Source organism: Flagellimonas eckloniae, assembly GCF_001413955.1.
Classification (GTDB): Bacteria; Bacteroidota; Bacteroidia; order Flavobacteriales; family Flavobacteriaceae; genus Flagellimonas; species Flagellimonas eckloniae.
Map to the genome: position 1 here is coordinate 1,550,574 of NZ_LCTZ01000002.1, position 13,845 is coordinate 1,564,418.

The 13,845-nt window shown below is 37.6% G+C and carries 19 protein-coding genes; 6 read left to right on the plus strand and 13 right to left on the minus strand.

The window, feature by feature from the left end; translation table 11 throughout:
- Positions 1-19: 19 nt before the first annotated feature.
- The 5 genes from AAY42_RS06610 (at position 20) to aqpZ (ending at position 3,157) form a co-directional block, all read left to right on the plus strand.
- Positions 20-472, plus strand: a complete 453-nt coding sequence (locus AAY42_RS06610; protein WP_055393511.1) for an SRPBCC family protein — start codon at positions 20-22, stop codon at positions 470-472.
- A 4-nt stretch (positions 473-476) separates the two neighbouring features.
- Positions 477-734, plus strand: coding sequence for a hypothetical protein (locus tag AAY42_RS06615; protein WP_055393512.1), 258 nt, complete (start codon positions 477-479; stop codon positions 732-734).
- 9 nt (positions 735-743) lie between these two features.
- On the plus strand, positions 744-1,880 hold the full coding sequence (locus AAY42_RS06620; RefSeq protein WP_055393514.1) for a serine hydrolase: 1,137 nt from the start codon (positions 744-746) through the stop codon (positions 1,878-1,880).
- A 58-nt stretch (positions 1,881-1,938) separates the two neighbouring features.
- The gene (locus tag AAY42_RS06625) at positions 1,939-2,373 is read left to right on the plus strand and encodes a BLUF domain-containing protein (RefSeq protein WP_055393515.1); all 435 of its coding nucleotides are present in this window, start codon (positions 1,939-1,941) and stop codon (positions 2,371-2,373) included.
- Between the two features lie 91 nt (positions 2,374-2,464).
- Positions 2,465-3,157: an aquaporin Z gene (gene aqpZ, locus AAY42_RS06630; protein WP_055393517.1), complete on the plus strand. Its 693-nt coding sequence runs from the start codon at positions 2,465-2,467 to the stop codon at positions 3,155-3,157.
- A 22-nt stretch (positions 3,158-3,179) separates the two neighbouring features.
- Here the strand turns inward: aqpZ and rimO are convergent, their stop codons facing one another.
- Positions 3,180-4,499 (minus strand): 30S ribosomal protein S12 methylthiotransferase RimO, encoded by a 1,320-nt coding sequence (rimO, locus tag AAY42_RS06635; RefSeq protein WP_055393519.1) that lies wholly within the window; start codon positions 4,497-4,499, stop codon positions 3,180-3,182.
- Between the two features lie 126 nt (positions 4,500-4,625).
- On the opposite strand from rimO, the gene AAY42_RS06640 reads away from it, so the two are divergent.
- Positions 4,626-5,717: a serine hydrolase domain-containing protein gene (locus tag AAY42_RS06640; protein ID WP_055397758.1), complete on the plus strand. Its 1,092-nt coding sequence runs from the start codon at positions 4,626-4,628 to the stop codon at positions 5,715-5,717.
- Here AAY42_RS06640 and AAY42_RS06645 read toward each other — a convergent pair.
- From AAY42_RS06645 to AAY42_RS06695, 12 genes are all read right to left on the minus strand, one after another.
- Positions 5,711-6,562, minus strand: coding sequence for a DUF2911 domain-containing protein (locus AAY42_RS06645; RefSeq protein ID WP_055393521.1), 852 nt, complete (start codon positions 6,560-6,562; stop codon positions 5,711-5,713). The genes AAY42_RS06640 and AAY42_RS06645 overlap by 7 nt on opposite strands.
- 1 nt (position 6,563) lies before the next feature.
- Entirely contained in the window at positions 6,564-7,337 is a 774-nt protein-coding gene (locus AAY42_RS06650; RefSeq protein ID WP_055393522.1) for a response regulator, read from the minus strand.
- Positions 7,338-7,403: 66 nt separating this feature from the next.
- Positions 7,404-8,360, minus strand: a complete 957-nt coding sequence (gene ftsY, locus AAY42_RS06655; protein WP_055393524.1) for a signal recognition particle-docking protein FtsY — start codon at positions 8,358-8,360, stop codon at positions 7,404-7,406.
- A gap of 130 nt (positions 8,361-8,490) precedes the next feature.
- Complete coding sequence (locus AAY42_RS17935; protein WP_082433350.1) at positions 8,491-8,643, minus strand: DUF4295 domain-containing protein; 153 nt, start codon at positions 8,641-8,643, stop codon at positions 8,491-8,493.
- An 8-nt stretch (positions 8,644-8,651) separates the two neighbouring features.
- Complete coding sequence (rpmG, locus tag AAY42_RS06660) at positions 8,652-8,834, minus strand: 50S ribosomal protein L33 (protein WP_031444791.1); 183 nt, start codon at positions 8,832-8,834, stop codon at positions 8,652-8,654.
- A 26-nt stretch (positions 8,835-8,860) separates the two neighbouring features.
- A complete protein-coding gene (gene rpmB, locus AAY42_RS06665) occupies positions 8,861-9,088 on the minus strand; it encodes a 50S ribosomal protein L28 (RefSeq protein ID WP_055393526.1) in 228 nt (75 codons plus the stop codon).
- Between the two features lie 73 nt (positions 9,089-9,161).
- Entirely contained in the window at positions 9,162-10,409 is a 1,248-nt protein-coding gene (locus AAY42_RS06670) for a competence/damage-inducible protein A (RefSeq protein WP_055393528.1), read from the minus strand.
- Entirely contained in the window at positions 10,410-10,748 is a 339-nt protein-coding gene (locus tag AAY42_RS06675; RefSeq protein WP_055393529.1) for an Hpt domain-containing protein, read from the minus strand.
- On the minus strand, positions 10,748-11,359 hold the full coding sequence (locus AAY42_RS06680) for a fumarylacetoacetate hydrolase family protein (RefSeq protein WP_055393531.1): 612 nt from the start codon (positions 11,357-11,359) through the stop codon (positions 10,748-10,750). The genes AAY42_RS06675 and AAY42_RS06680 overlap by 1 nt, the downstream gene beginning before the upstream one ends.
- Positions 11,360-11,368: 9 nt before the next feature.
- A complete protein-coding gene (locus AAY42_RS06685) occupies positions 11,369-12,274 on the minus strand; it encodes a carboxypeptidase-like regulatory domain-containing protein (RefSeq protein WP_055393533.1) in 906 nt (301 codons plus the stop codon).
- Positions 12,275-13,051, minus strand: coding sequence for a 3'-5' exonuclease (locus AAY42_RS06690; protein WP_055393535.1), 777 nt, complete (start codon positions 13,049-13,051; stop codon positions 12,275-12,277). It abuts the gene before it with no gap.
- A gap of 9 nt (positions 13,052-13,060) precedes the next feature.
- Positions 13,061-13,843 (minus strand): carboxylesterase family protein, encoded by a 783-nt coding sequence (locus AAY42_RS06695; protein WP_055393537.1) that lies wholly within the window; start codon positions 13,841-13,843, stop codon positions 13,061-13,063.
- Positions 13,844-13,845: the final 2 nt, after the last annotated feature.

A 13,845-nucleotide genomic window follows, 5' to 3' on the forward strand; every position in this document is an offset into this window, starting at 1 on the left:
TAGTGCAAAACCAATCAAAATGAAGTATACCGTTGAAATAACCATCGATCTGCCTCGAAATGAATTCTTAAAAATATTGGACAATCCAGAAAATATGAAACACTGGCAAAGAGGTTTAGTTAGTTATGAACTGTTATCCAATCAACCCACCAAGGAAGGTGCTCAAATGAATTTAAAATATAAAATGGGTAAGCGTGAATTGGAAATGGTAGAAACTATCATAAAAAGAAATCTTCCCGAAGAACTTCACACCACATACGACACCAAAGGTGTGCATAACATCCAAAAAAATTATTTTAAGGAAGTTGAAGGGAAAACCAAATGGATTTCTGAAAGTGAGTTCCAGTTTTCTGGATTTGGAATGAAACTAATGGGATTTTTAATGCCCGGCGCCTTTAAAAAACAGTCCATTAAATATTTAGAGGATTTTAAAGCATATGCGGAACATAACACATCAGTTTTAAGTTTATAGTGCAATGGAGAAAATATTAGATAGAAAAATTAAGTTGATTTGGGATTTTCGAGGACCCAGTGCAGCTAGCACCGCAGAACATTATGCAAAACACCTGGCAGAATTTGTAATTATTGAGGAATTGAAGTTTGACATAGCTGGTTTTCAATATATAACCGACATGCATAGTATTGCCTATTTGGTTGTAGCAGAATTTGAGGTGAAAGAAGTTAGAGAAATACTGAAACCACAAAGAGGACAAGTATACTTGGATGAACAATAAAATGAGTTTATGTTAAAACGATTACTCTTCTTTCTGGTATTTGGACCATTAGTTCTTTCCTGCAACAAAGAAATAAATGGAAACCCTTTGGAAAGGGTATTGGCTTCGGATAGTCCGTTGATAAAAACCGTAATGGACAGTTTAGAGCAATATGAAGTTCAGATACGATATACCCAGATTGATAGAGTAAATGACAGTGTTCTTTTTACAGATTATGATTTTCAAGTAAGCAAAAGCAACTATTTCTACCCGGCCAGTACAGTAAAGTTTCCAGCAGCCGTGGCCACCTTGGAAAAATTAAACGAAGTAGATTCACTTTCCATGAATACCACATTTTATGTTGAAGGAGATTCCATTGAAACTACTTTCGCTAAAGCGGTTTCTGAAATCTTTGCTGTTTCGGATAATGCTGCAAACAATAGATTGATTGAGTTTTTAGGACAAGATGAACTTAATAAACGTATAGTTGCTAAAACAGAAGGTCCCATTCGTATTGCCCACCGTCTTTCAACCTCAAATGCGGACGACCCAACTACAAAACCATTGGTAATCTACTTAAATGATTCTACCACGGCAACCAGTACAGTTTCCATAAACACATATCCCAAACCTTTAAAATTGAATAAGATTGAGAAGGGTACAGGTTTTTATGCCGATGGGTCTCAACTGGTAGGGGCATTTGATTTCTCCTTAAAAAACTATTATCCTATTGAAACACAACATAATTTACTTAAGCGAATTATTTTCCCCGAAGTTTTTCCAACAAACAAAAGATTTAACCTGAATAATGCCCAACATGAGTTCCTCAAAAAAGCAATGCATACACTTCCAAAGGATTTAGGATATGACAAGGAGGAGTATTATGATAGCTATGTAAAATTTCTTGTTTTTGGTGATAGTCAAGAACCAATTCTTGACCATATTAAAATCTATAATAAAGTTGGATACGCCTATGGCACATTAACGGATTGTGCCTACATTCAAGATACCAAGAACAACGTAGATTTTATGGTTACCGCTACTATTTTGGTCAACAGTGATGGAATTTTCAATGACAATGTTTATGAGTATGATGAGATTGGAATACCATTTTTAGCACAATTGGGAAGGGAAATTTACAAATTAGAGCTAAACAGGGACAGATAGTTCCCCTCAAAATAATAATTATCTTAATTTGTAGTTATAATCTTACAAATTAAATTCAATGAAATGCGTTTTATACATTAGCAAAGCTCTTAAATCGTTTAGAACAGATGATTTAAAACATCTTTCCACAACCTCTACAATCAATAATCAAAAAAAAGGAATAAGCGGTTATTTGTATTTCGAAAACAATTGTTTTCTACAATACATGGAGGGTGAAGCTAATATCATAGATGAAATGGTTGATAAAATTTCCCATGACGAAAGACATGAACTTTTAGCATTGATTGAAAAAAAAGATTTGACCAAAAGACGCTTTCCAGATTGGGGCATGAAAAATATTGCCGAATTGATGTTCAATAATAGTACTATTGAAACCACGATTATACAAACAATGTCAATTTTTGGGGAAAATCACTTGAACATATCCAAGAATACCCAAGATGAGCTTTTTAAACTAATGGATGACCTTGCTAAGGTTTCCCAAAAAGCATAACTCCATATTTAATCTCTCATAGTCCATTTTCTTATGTGACTTTGTTCCCCTATCTGTTTCTAATACATATACTAACTAAATTAGAAAGATTATGAAAAAATTGATTGCCGAGTTTATCGGTACACTTTGGCTTGTTTTAGGTGGATGTGGAAGTGCTGTTTTGGCAGCTGCCTTTCCCGAATTGGGTATTGGATTTGTAGGTGTTGCCCTTGCTTTTGGGCTCACCGTTATAACCATGGCCTATGCCATTGGGCATATTTCTGGCTGCCACCTTAACCCAGCAGTTTCCATTGGTTTGGCAATTGGCGGACGTTTTGACAAAAAGGACCTCCTTCCCTACATTATTGCCCAAGTAATGGGGGCTATTGCCGGAGCGGGGATTTTATATACTATTGCAAGCGGTAAAGTTGGTTTTGAAGCTGGTGGGTTTGCAGCAAATGGTTTTGGCGAACATTCTCCCGGAGGGTATGATATGATTTCAGCTTTCATAACCGAAGTTGCAATGACCTTTATGTTCTTGATAATAATTTTAGGAGCAACACATTCAAAAGCTCCAAAAGGGATGGCAGGTTTGGCCATTGGTCTAGGATTGACCCTTATCCACTTAATAAGCATTCCAGTAACCAATACGTCCGTAAACCCTGCACGTAGTACCAGTCAAGCCTTATTTGCAGACGGTTCATGGGCAATTCCCCAATTATGGCTTTTTTGGATAGCACCTATTCTGGGCGCTATTATAGCAGGTGTGGTTTACAAATACTTATCACCTGAATCAAACGATTAGAATTAATTGATTAAATCCCGAGCTAAATACTCGGGGTTTGTTTTGCAGGTTTTCCGTACAGATCAAAATCTGAAGCTTCCGTGATTTCAATATTAACAAAATCTCCAGTTTTCACATAGTATTTGGTAGCATCAATCAATACTTCATTATCCACATCTGGAGAATCAAATTCAGTTCTGCCAACAAAGTAATTCCCTTCTTTTCGGTCAATTATACATCGAAATGTTTTACCAATCCTTCCTTGGTTCAATTCCCAAGAAATTTGTGACTGTACCTCCATAATTTCATTGGCGCGTTGTTGCTTTACCTCTTCGGGAACATCATCTATAAGTGTATAGGCATGTGTGTTTTCTTCATGACTATACGTAAAGCAACCCAGACGTTCAAAACGCATTTCTGCAACCCAATCTTTCAAGGTTTGGAAATCTTCCTCGGTTTCACCGGGATATCCCACAATCAAGGTGGTTCGTATGGTCATTTGCGGAACAGCAGCTCTAAAATCTTTGAGCAATTTGGTAGTTTTTGCTTTGGTGGTTCCACGACGCATACTTTTTAAAATGGGGTCCGCTATATGCTGTAAAGGAATATCAATATAATTACAGATTTTAGGCTCCTTCCTCATCACTTCCAGAACATCCATTGGAAACCCGGTTGGGAAAGCATAGTGCAATCGAATCCACTCAATACCGTCAACTGCTACCAAGGCTTCAAGCAGTTGTGCCAAATTTCTTTTTTTATACAGATCCAGACCATAGTAGGTCAAGTCTTGAGCAATCAAAATCAGTTCTTTAACCCCATTTGCAGCCAACTTTTCAGACTCTGAAACCAATTCCTCGATAGGCTTGCTTCTATGCTTTCCCCGCATTATTGGAATGGCGCAGAAAGAACACGGTCTATCACAACCTTCAGCAATCTTTAAATATGCATAATTTTTTGGGGTTGTAGTTAAGCGTTCCCCGATTAACTCATGTTTGTAATCAGCACCCAATGCTTTTAATAAATTAGGTAGGTCACTGGTCCCAAAATACTCATCCACATTTGGAATTTCCTTTTCTAAATCCGGTTTATAACGTTCACTCAAGCACCCGGTAACAAAAACCTTGTCCACATCACCCGCCTCTTTCTTTTGAACATATTCCAATATGGTATTTACGCTCTCCTCTTTGGCATTGGCAATAAATCCACAAGTGTTAATCACCACCACATTACCTTCCCCTTCATGTACTACCTCCTTCTTGTTGGCACGCAATTGGCCCATGAGTACTTCAGAATCGTAAACATTCTTGCTACATCCTAAAGTTACTACGTTGATTTTGTTCTTCTTAAGCGATTTTGTCCGCATATGTTCAATAAATAGTGTGCAAAAATACAACAAGACCCAGCATTACATCGATTTGCATGAATATTTTTCCAAATCCGGCGTTAAACTATTACACATACCCACAGTCTAATGCTAAAATCCCGAATCATGAAAAGCTCAATTTTCGCCGTTTTTCTTTTTAGTTTTTTGTTCTGGAACTGCTCTGATTCAGGAGACGGAAATGGAGAAATCATTGATGACCCCATTATTGGAGATCTTTACTTCCCTCCTTCCCAATCCGTAGAATGGGAAACATTCTCTATTGAAGAATTGGAATGGAACGCAAGTGCGGAACAAGACCTTTTTGATTTTTTGGATGAAAAGGACACCAAAGCGTTTATCATTTTAAAGGATGGCAAAATGGTTGTGGAATGGTATTTTGATGACCACACCCAAAATACGAGCTGGTATTGGGCATCCGCAGGAAAAACCTTGACCGCATTTACTGTAGGTTTGGCTCAAGAAGATGGCATTTTGGATATCGACGATAAAACTTCGGACTATTTGGGTGAAGGCTGGACAGATACCCCATTGGAAAAAGAAAACTTGATTACCATTTGGCATCAATTGACCATGACAAGCGGTATGGATGATGTGCAATTTGATTGTGTTACATCCGATTGCCTTACCTATATTGCTGATGCCGGCACACGTTGGGCATACCATAATGGCCCCTATACCCTTCTGCAAAGTGTTGTTTCCAGTGCTTCCGGAATGGAATGGAAAGATTACTTTAATGCAGAACTACGGGATAAAATTGGAATGGACGGGTTTTGGTTGACCACAAACGGCTCCAATAATGTTTTCTTTAGTACTGCCCGCAGTATGGCTCGCTTTGGATTGCTAAATTTAAATAACGGAAAATGGGATGAGGAAACTATTTTAGGGGATGCAGACTATCTGTCAGAGATGAAAAATACCTCCCAAAATCTCAATCAATCCTATGGATACCTCTGGTGGCTAAATGGAAAGGGAAGTTATAGGGCACCATCTTTACAAATAGAGTTCCAAGGTGAACTGATTCCCAATGCACCCTCCGACACTTATGCCGGACTTGGCAAGAATGACCAAAAACTATTCATTGTTCCAAGCCAAGGTTTAGTCATTGCCCGAATGGGGGAAGATGCTGGTGAAGGTCTATTGGGGCCTTCAAGTTTTGACAATGAACTTTGGGAAAAGTTGAATGCATTTATTCAGTAGAGTCTTCTCCATCTAACAATATTTCTTTCATTCATTCTAACAAACTCATCTTTTTCAAGGGATTTGGAAATTTCCAAAGATTTTTCAGCAGATTTAATAGCCGACCTATAATCACCAAGTGCTGCCTCTACCAAAGACTTTACCCTATGGAAATAATACGTATCCCCTCCTAACTCCAACGCTTTGTTTAAGTACGCTAAGGCACGTTCATAGTCCTTTTCTTGTTCTTGCAAATAACGAGCAGCCTCATAATAAGTTTGGGCGGTTGGGTTTGAAGTTATTTGCCTTAAGATTTCCTTTTCCATTTGAGCATGGGTATCCACAGAAAAGGGAATGTTTACTTGGGTGTTTGCCCAGGTCAAAGTCATATTCGCAGAATTATGGGTAATGGAATCAAAAGCAATTAAAAAGTTTTCTTGATGAAACTTCGTTTTATGTGGTTTGACCTTTACTCGGAATAAATCTTCAGAGGGATTGTAATTTTTACGTCCATCCCCCCAATGTGACGTGTTGGTATGAAATACCATTTGCCACTCCAAAGCTTCTGGAAAAGCATACAAGGCATAAGTACCTTTAGGCAGAATGTTCTCCATGACAACCATATCCGTATCAACGGTGATTTTTGTAGACTCATTGGCTCCAACCCGCCATATGCGACCATAAGGAACCAATCCACCAAAAATTTCTCGGCCTTTGGCTGCGGGACGGGAATATTCTACCGAAATTTCAGACAATCCTATTTCCTGCTCTACGGTAGCAAATGGACTGGCTTTTGGATGGGTAATCTGAGCAGTGACTTTAACAGTAAATGATATAAGGAAAATAATTAGAGTTCTGAAAAGCATCTCAATCCTTTTTTGTTCCCAAAAGATACAAAACTACTCCAGGTCCTGACTTTACCCTATCAATTTCCCAGTTATAAGACTCACTATTTTCTAAACTATCTACCAACGCCTTCATTTCTTTCACGGAATAGGTACGCAAGGAGGATACTACTCCATCCCAAAGTACAAATAAGGGCACAATTGGTATCAGGTAGGTAAAAATTAAACGTCCAAATTTAAATGGCCTAATAAAGAGTGTGGTAAGCAAAACACTTATGGGCGAGAACAACATGGCCAATATGCTTGGAACACTTCGTTCCTGTGCTTCAAAAATGCCAATTACGCTATGGGAATCTACTGCATTTTGTAAAATCTGCTTGGCATCATCTGGTTTAAAATGATGTAAGGATAAAAATTGAGTCCGAAACCCCTTTAAACTTTCAGGTACTTTACGTGCATCAATGGCCGTGGTAATGAACTCAAAGTTATCTGCATGATTTTTAGTATACTCAAAGGCATTCAGATTCGGATAATAATCTGTCAATATGATTTTTAAATCTGGGTGGTTTTTTAGCAGTTCCGAATTCAACCAGAGTAATCCACCTCCACCACCGGAGCCCAAATCCACAATTGTGCTAGACCCATCAGCCTTAATACCCTTTTCCAGAATTGGAATTGCAGGTTTATAAAGTTTTGTCTTATTGGATAAAAATTGTAGAAAATCCGTACCATAATCCCTTAAAAATTTTGGAAACCATTTTTGGTCCTCAAACTCAAACAGATGTATTCTTCCCATAACTCATCCATATTTAGATTATAAATTTAGGGAACACTTTAAATTATGTAAACTACTTAGATAGCTCTAAATCTTAAAAAACGAATCTACAAATTCATATTTATTAAAGACCTGGAGATCTTCTATACCTTCGCCTACTCCAATATATTTAACGGGTATTTGAAATTGGTCTGAAATACCAATGACCACCCCACCTTTTGCGGTCCCATCTAATTTGGTTACGGCCAAACTACTTACCTCCGTGGCCTTGGTGAATTGCTTGGCCTGCTCAAATGCATTTTGCCCTGTTGAACCATCCAATACCAGCAATACTTCATGCGGGGCGTCATCAACTACCTTTTGCATTACCCGCTTCACCTTGGAAAGTTCATTCATCAAGTTCACCTTATTGTGCAATCTACCGGCCGTATCTATCAAAACCACATCTGCGTCATCTGCAACGGCAGAATTCAAGGTATCGAAAGCAACTGATGCAGGGTCACTCCCCATTTTTTGTTTTATTATGGGAACGTCGACCCGTTTTGCCCAAACTTCCAATTGGTCTATGGCTGCTGCCCTAAACGTATCTCCAGCTCCCAAAACTACTTTTAGCCCCTGATTCTTAAACTGATGTGCCAATTTTCCAATAGTTGTTGTTTTACCAACTCCATTTACACCCACTACCATAATAACATGAGGTTTTTTATCCGTGGGAACCAAAAATTCAGTATCCTCTCCTATATGGGTTTCTGAGAGCAATCCAGCAATTTCCTCACGTAGAATAACATTAAGTTCCTCGGTTCCCAGGTATTTATCACGGGAAACCCGAGCCTCAATGCGGTCAATAATTTTTAAAGTTGTGTCAACCCCAACATCTGAAGTTACCAAGACTTCCTCCAGGTTATCCAAAACCTCATCATCCACTTTGGATTTTCCGGCTACCGCCTTGCTCAATTTGCCAAAAAAACTGCTTTTCGACTTTTCAAGGCCCTTATCCAAGGTCTCTTTTTTATCGGAAGAAAATATATTTTTAAATAAACTCATAGTTGTACTTCAATACACTTCAAAGATAGGAAAGTAAGGGGAGTTTTGTTAAAGTTGGAGCCATTTTCAAAGTAGGGAAATAAAAAAAGCCGCTATTAAAGCGGCCTTAATTTTTACAACAAAGATTGATTTAATTTTTATTCAACCAATCATTGACCAATTCTGGCGACATTACTGACTCAACAAATGTATAAGCTCCCGTTTTTGGGGATTTTACCATTTTAATGGCCTTTGTCAATCTTTTTGAACTACTCTGTAGTGATGCTACTGTCTTCTTTGCCATGACCTAACTTATTTAATTTCTTTATGAACAGTCATACGCTTAAGAATAGGATTGAATTTTTTGATCTCCATTCTATCTGGCGTGTTCTTTTTATTTTTGGTTGTAATGTACCTTGAAGTACCTGGCATACCAGACTCCTTGTGCTCAGTACACTCTAAAATAACCTGAATTCTATTTCCTTTCTTTGCCATTGTATCGTACTTAAAATCTTAGGCTACTATTTTTTGGAATCGATATCCTTTAAAACAGCAGAGATTCCTTTTTTATTGATAATCTTTAAACCTCTAGTTGAAACGTTTAGGGTTACCCAACGATCTTCCTCCGGAATGTAAAATTTCTTTTTGGAAATATTTACATCGAATCTTCTTTTGGTTTTATTGATGGAAAAGGAAACGTTGTTTCCAAACATCACCTTTTTTCCTGTAACTTCACAAATCTTAGACATCTCCCTAACTTTTGAGTGATTTTATTGAGGCTGCAAATTTATAGCATTTTAATGGGACGCACAAAATTCTTTTTTAGAATTTTAGAATTTCTTTTAGTAATAATTCAAATGCCTTGTTTACAGACTTCTGGACAATGCGTTCTCTATGATTCCCCATATTGAATTTCTGCGCAAAAGTATGTTCTGGAGTACTAATGGCAATATAGGTCGTTCCCACTTCAGCATCTGAATCCCCTTTTGTTGGCCCAGCATTTCCTGTTGTAGCTATTGAGAAGTCCGTGCCCAGTATCTTTTTTACATTTTCAGCCATGGCAATAGCAACTTCTTCGCTTACCACAGAATGTTTTTTTACCAAATCTTCTGGGACATTCAACACTTTAATTTTTGTTTCAGTGGCATAGCTCACCACACTACCCTTGAAATAGGATGATGCGCCAGGGATAGTAGTTATTTGTTGTGCGATTTTGCCTCCAGTAAAACTTTCGGCTGTTGCAAGGGTCATTTGCTTTTGGGTCAAATATTTACCTACCTGGTTTTCTATGGACTCATCTTCTTCCTCTCCCACAATAATATCACCGATTAGAGGATATAGTTTTTTAACCTCTATATTAATGGTGGCTTGTAGAAACTCTCTGTCCTCCCCTTTGGCAGTAAGTCTTAAACGCACCCTACCCAAATTGGGCAAGTACGCAAATTTGATAAAGCTTGGGAGGTTATTTTCCCACTCCTCAATTTTGTTGGCAATGGCACTTTCACCCAAACCATAGGTCATGATGGTCTTGTGAAAAATGTGAGGACGCTTGTATTCTTTTATGATTTTAGGGAGCACCTCATTCTTCATCAAGTTTTTCATCTCAAAAGGCACCCCTGGTAACGAAATAAAGGCTGTTTTTCCTTTCTTCATCCATAGCCCTGGTGCCGTTCCATTGGCATTATGCAATACCGTAGCCTTTGCAGGCACCAAAGCTTGTTTTCTATTTAAATCTGATATGGGGGTAGAAATATACTTCTTAAAAATTTCCTCTATATGCTGTAATACAGTATCATCTTGAACCAGCTCATCGTTAAAAAACTGGCATAGCGTATGCTTGGTGATGTCGTCTTTGGTAGGCCCTAAGCCCCCGGTGAGTATCACTATTGATGACCTTTTGCCCGCAACTTCCAAAGCATCTAAAATATGACTTCGGTCATCTTGCACCGAGGTAATCTGATATACGGCAACACCTATCTTATTAAGTTCTTTGGAAATGAATGCAGAATTGGAATCTACAATCTGTCCAATGAGGATTTCATCCCCAATGGTAATTATTTCTGCCTGCATCTATAGGTCGAAATCTTTTTGGAGTTCTGAGATAACCTGGTGCACATCTTTTTTGAGCATGGGAAAATTCTCCTTGATCGCGTCCATATTGGCATCACTCTTACCCAAAGTTTCAATTTCCAGTGCGATGGCACGGGTTTGTTCCATCCCAAGTAAATCTACATTGGGTTTAATTTTATGGGCCAGTTTGTATATATTTTCAAAATCCTCTTCGTCTATGGCTTTTTCCAAACCTTCTAAATCTATTGGGACTTCTTCTAAAAAAACAGAAACTACAGAGATTATAAAATCTTGGTCTCCCTCTGCCATTTCATTTATTTTGTCGAGGCTGTAAATCATTATTTCACATTAATTTCAAACATCTTCTCTCCTTCGAGGATACCAGAAAGGTAGTCATTTGGACTTACTTTACCAACCCCCGCCGGGGTGCCTGTAAACAAAATATCCCCCTTTTTGAGCATAAAATAGGTGGATACGTATGAAATTAACTCATCTATCTTCCACAGCATCAAGGAAGTACTTCCATTTTGAACATTTTCCCCATTTTTTAACAAGGAAAACCCCAGTTTATCAATATTTTCGTACTTTTCTTTACGGTTCCACTTACCTACTACGGCCGAACCATCAAATCCCTTCGCTTTCTCCCAGGGCAAACCTTTAGCTTTAAGCTTGGATTGAAGGTCTCTTGCGGTAAAATCTATTCCAAGACCAATTTCATCATAATAAGTATGGGCAAATTGTTTTGATATATGCTTTCCAACCTTCTTGATTTTGACCAACACTTCTACTTCGTAATGTATTTCCTCAGAAAATTCAGGGATGTAAAAATCCTGTTCTTTTGGTAATACTGCAGAATCTGGTTTTATAAAAACAACAGGTTCTTTTGGTCTTTCATTCTGCAACTCTTCAATATGGGCAGCATAGTTTCTGCCAATACAAATCAATTTCATATTCAAACGTTATTTTGATATTTTAAGGCTAATTGCCGGGATAAATTTTTCTTGATTGGAAAAAGAATTGATAGTAAAATCATTCCATTCTCCCATTCCATAAACCATAAATCTATAGTCTCTATTTTTAGTGTAGATACCACCAAAAGTTGGAGCAAATCTGTCTTCCCAAATTTCTTTTTGAGTTACTTCATTTTTATTAATTTTTTTATACCAATTTGATGGGATAAACAACCACTCCAATCCATTGTATATTCCTTCTTTAGGAACTTTTATACGCAATCGGGAAAGATCTATTGATACATATTCTTGATTTTTCTTTACATCTAAAATCAAACTTTTCTGAACCAAATCGTCATTTGGAGTTTTATGGGTGTAATCAACATTGAATAACCTAAGTCTGAATTTAGAACTACTTAATGTTTGACCTGTATTATTCCTGAAAAAAATAGTAACCTTTTCCACATACTTTTTTGAAGAATCCATATTCGGAAAATACAAAGCTAATATCCAAGGGGTTGATGATGAATTAAAACCACCGGTAATCTTGTTACTTCCTATAGGATTGAGAACTTGAGAATTGCTTAAATTGTCCATCACAACAACTTCTTCCAACTCAAAAGTCGCCGCATCCAGAAGTATCAATTTAGTATTAAACAGATCAGAGGCCTTAATAACAACATCTTTGTATCCTAGTGATGAAACATGAACATCTTTCTCTAGAAACTCTTTCTGTATTTCCAAAAAATAATGCCCCTTCTCATCAGATGATGTCCCTTTTAGCGTATTTAAAAAACTGATATTTACATATGGAATTGGTTCGTTTGTTTTTGCATCCAATACGTATCCATCAAAATCTATATTTTGTGAAAATGATACAAAAGGCAAAAGCAATACCAGGAGAAAAAAACGCATTTACCCCAATTTATTTCCGAATTTACTCAACTTAATTTTTGTGAGCACTTTTTTTGTATAGAGCGGAAAATCTGCATTTAAAATCCATCCAAAATACCCCGGCTCTTTCTCCATGACCTCATCCACAGTTTTTCCTTTATGCTTTCCAAAAGCGAAAGTTGGCTGCTCATCTTCATTGACACCAATAAATCCGGCAAAATCCAGGGATTGTTTTCGAGTAGTGAATTCAGATAGTTTTTTTACGTTATTCTCCAATTCAGGATATCTATCCAGTTGGGACAGCAAGACCTCGTATGTGGCCATAGTATCCGCTTCTGCACTATGGGCATCATCCAAACTTTTATCACAGTAAAATTTATACGCTGCGCCCAGGGTCCGTTTTTCCATTTTATGGAAGATGGTTTGAACATCAACAGATACCATGTGCTTCATATCAAAATCCACATCGGAACGAAGCATTTCTTCTGCCAAGAGCGGAATGTCAAACCTATCTGAATTAAACCCTGCCAAATCACTGTCCTTTATCATTTTATAGATTTCTTTGGACAATTGTTTGAAGGTAGGCTCATTGGCCACTTTTTCATTGGAAATACCATGTACCAAGACCACTTCTGGGGGTATTTCCATTTCTGGGTTTACCAACCATGTTTTACTTTCTTTATTTCCGTTTGGAAAAACCTTGAGTATTGAAATTTCTACAATTCTATCTTTGGCCACATTAATACCGGTGGTTTCTAAATCGAAAAAACAAATAGGTTTTGTCAGCTTTAATTCCATAAAACAATTTTAGCGCGATTTAGAAAATAGCCATGTTAATAATTCTGGTTCTGAAAAGGCATTGTCCCAACTATTATGACCTACTTCTGGGTACACTGAATATTTTACATTGATTCCAATATCCTGCATTGCTTTAACCATTGTTGCCGAAAGCTTTTCTGGAACCACATTGTCAGCTTCCCCGTGAAACACCCACCAATCCAAATTGCTGAGTTTCTTACTTATTTTTGGATTGGCCCCTCCACAAATAGGAAAGGCGGCAGCAAATAGCTTGGGGTTTCTTCGAACCAATTCGAATGTTCCCATACCACCCATTGATAGCCCACCAACATAGATCCTATTTTTATCAATCCTATAGGTTTTTCTAATATCTTTTATTAATCCTTCCAACAATAACATATCTTTCGTGGGCTCTGAATCTTCATAAAAAACAAATTTCCTATTGGGAATGTCTCCTTTCACATCTACTTTTGCCCATGAACTGCCTGCAGCACATTGCGGAAAAACTACAATAGCACGATGGTTGTTTCTAACCTCTTCCTTTAGGAACAGGTCTGAGCCATGAACCAATTGTGACTCATTATCATCTCCCCGCTCACCCGAGCCATGCAACACAAATAGCAAAGGGTACTTTTCTTTTGGATTGTAATCTTTGGGAAATACTATGCGATAAGGCATCTTATCACCATTCTTTACGAAGACTTTTTTTTTATAGACCGAAAGATCTTGTGCCTTCATATTACCATAGGATAGAAAAAGTAAAGCCACACATAAGGAGGTTATAAACTTCATTT

Excerpts from the sequence above, each read along its gene's own strand:
- AAY42_RS06685 (WP_055393533.1), bottom strand. The coding sequence starts at position 12,274 with ATGCGTTTTTTTCTCCTGGTATTGCTTTTGCCTTTTGTATCATTTTCA.
- AAY42_RS06670 (WP_055393528.1), bottom strand. The coding sequence starts at position 10,409 with ATGCAGGCAGAAATAATTACCATTGGGGATGAAATCCTCATTGGACAG.
- AAY42_RS06695 (WP_055393537.1), bottom strand. The coding sequence starts at position 13,843 with ATGAAGTTTATAACCTCCTTATGTGTGGCTTTACTTTTTCTATCCTAT.
- AAY42_RS06680 (WP_055393531.1), bottom strand. The coding sequence starts at position 11,359 with ATGAAATTGATTTGTATTGGCAGAAACTATGCTGCCCATATTGAAGAG.
- AAY42_RS06645 (WP_055393521.1), bottom strand. The coding sequence starts at position 6,562 with ATGCTTTTCAGAACTCTAATTATTTTCCTTATATCATTTACTGTTAAA.
- AAY42_RS06650 (WP_055393522.1), bottom strand. The coding sequence starts at position 7,337 with ATGGGAAGAATACATCTGTTTGAGTTTGAGGACCAAAAATGGTTTCCA.
- AAY42_RS06620 (WP_055393514.1), top strand. The coding sequence starts at position 744 with ATGTTAAAACGATTACTCTTCTTTCTGGTATTTGGACCATTAGTTCTT.
- AAY42_RS06615 (WP_055393512.1), top strand. The coding sequence starts at position 477 with ATGGAGAAAATATTAGATAGAAAAATTAAGTTGATTTGGGATTTTCGA.
- AAY42_RS06690 (WP_055393535.1), bottom strand. The coding sequence starts at position 13,051 with ATGGAATTAAAGCTGACAAAACCTATTTGTTTTTTCGATTTAGAAACC.
- ftsY (WP_055393524.1), bottom strand. The coding sequence starts at position 8,360 with ATGAGTTTATTTAAAAATATATTTTCTTCCGATAAAAAAGAGACCTTG.
- aqpZ (WP_055393517.1), top strand. The coding sequence starts at position 2,465 with ATGAAAAAATTGATTGCCGAGTTTATCGGTACACTTTGGCTTGTTTTA.
- AAY42_RS06625 (WP_055393515.1), top strand. The coding sequence starts at position 1,939 with ATGAAATGCGTTTTATACATTAGCAAAGCTCTTAAATCGTTTAGAACA.
- AAY42_RS06675 (WP_055393529.1), bottom strand. The coding sequence starts at position 10,748 with ATGATTTACAGCCTCGACAAAATAAATGAAATGGCAGAGGGAGACCAA.
- AAY42_RS06640 (WP_055397758.1), top strand. The coding sequence starts at position 4,626 with ATGAAAAGCTCAATTTTCGCCGTTTTTCTTTTTAGTTTTTTGTTCTGG.
- rpmB (WP_055393526.1), bottom strand. The coding sequence starts at position 9,088 with ATGTCTAAGATTTGTGAAGTTACAGGAAAAAAGGTGATGTTTGGAAAC.
- AAY42_RS06610 (WP_055393511.1), top strand. The coding sequence starts at position 20 with ATGAAGTATACCGTTGAAATAACCATCGATCTGCCTCGAAATGAATTC.
- rimO (WP_055393519.1), bottom strand. The coding sequence starts at position 4,499 with ATGCGGACAAAATCGCTTAAGAAGAACAAAATCAACGTAGTAACTTTA.
- rpmG (WP_031444791.1), bottom strand. The coding sequence starts at position 8,834 with ATGGCAAAGAAAGGAAATAGAATTCAGGTTATTTTAGAGTGTACTGAG.
- AAY42_RS17935 (WP_082433350.1), bottom strand. The coding sequence starts at position 8,643 with ATGGCAAAGAAGACAGTAGCATCACTACAGAGTAGTTCAAAAAGATTG.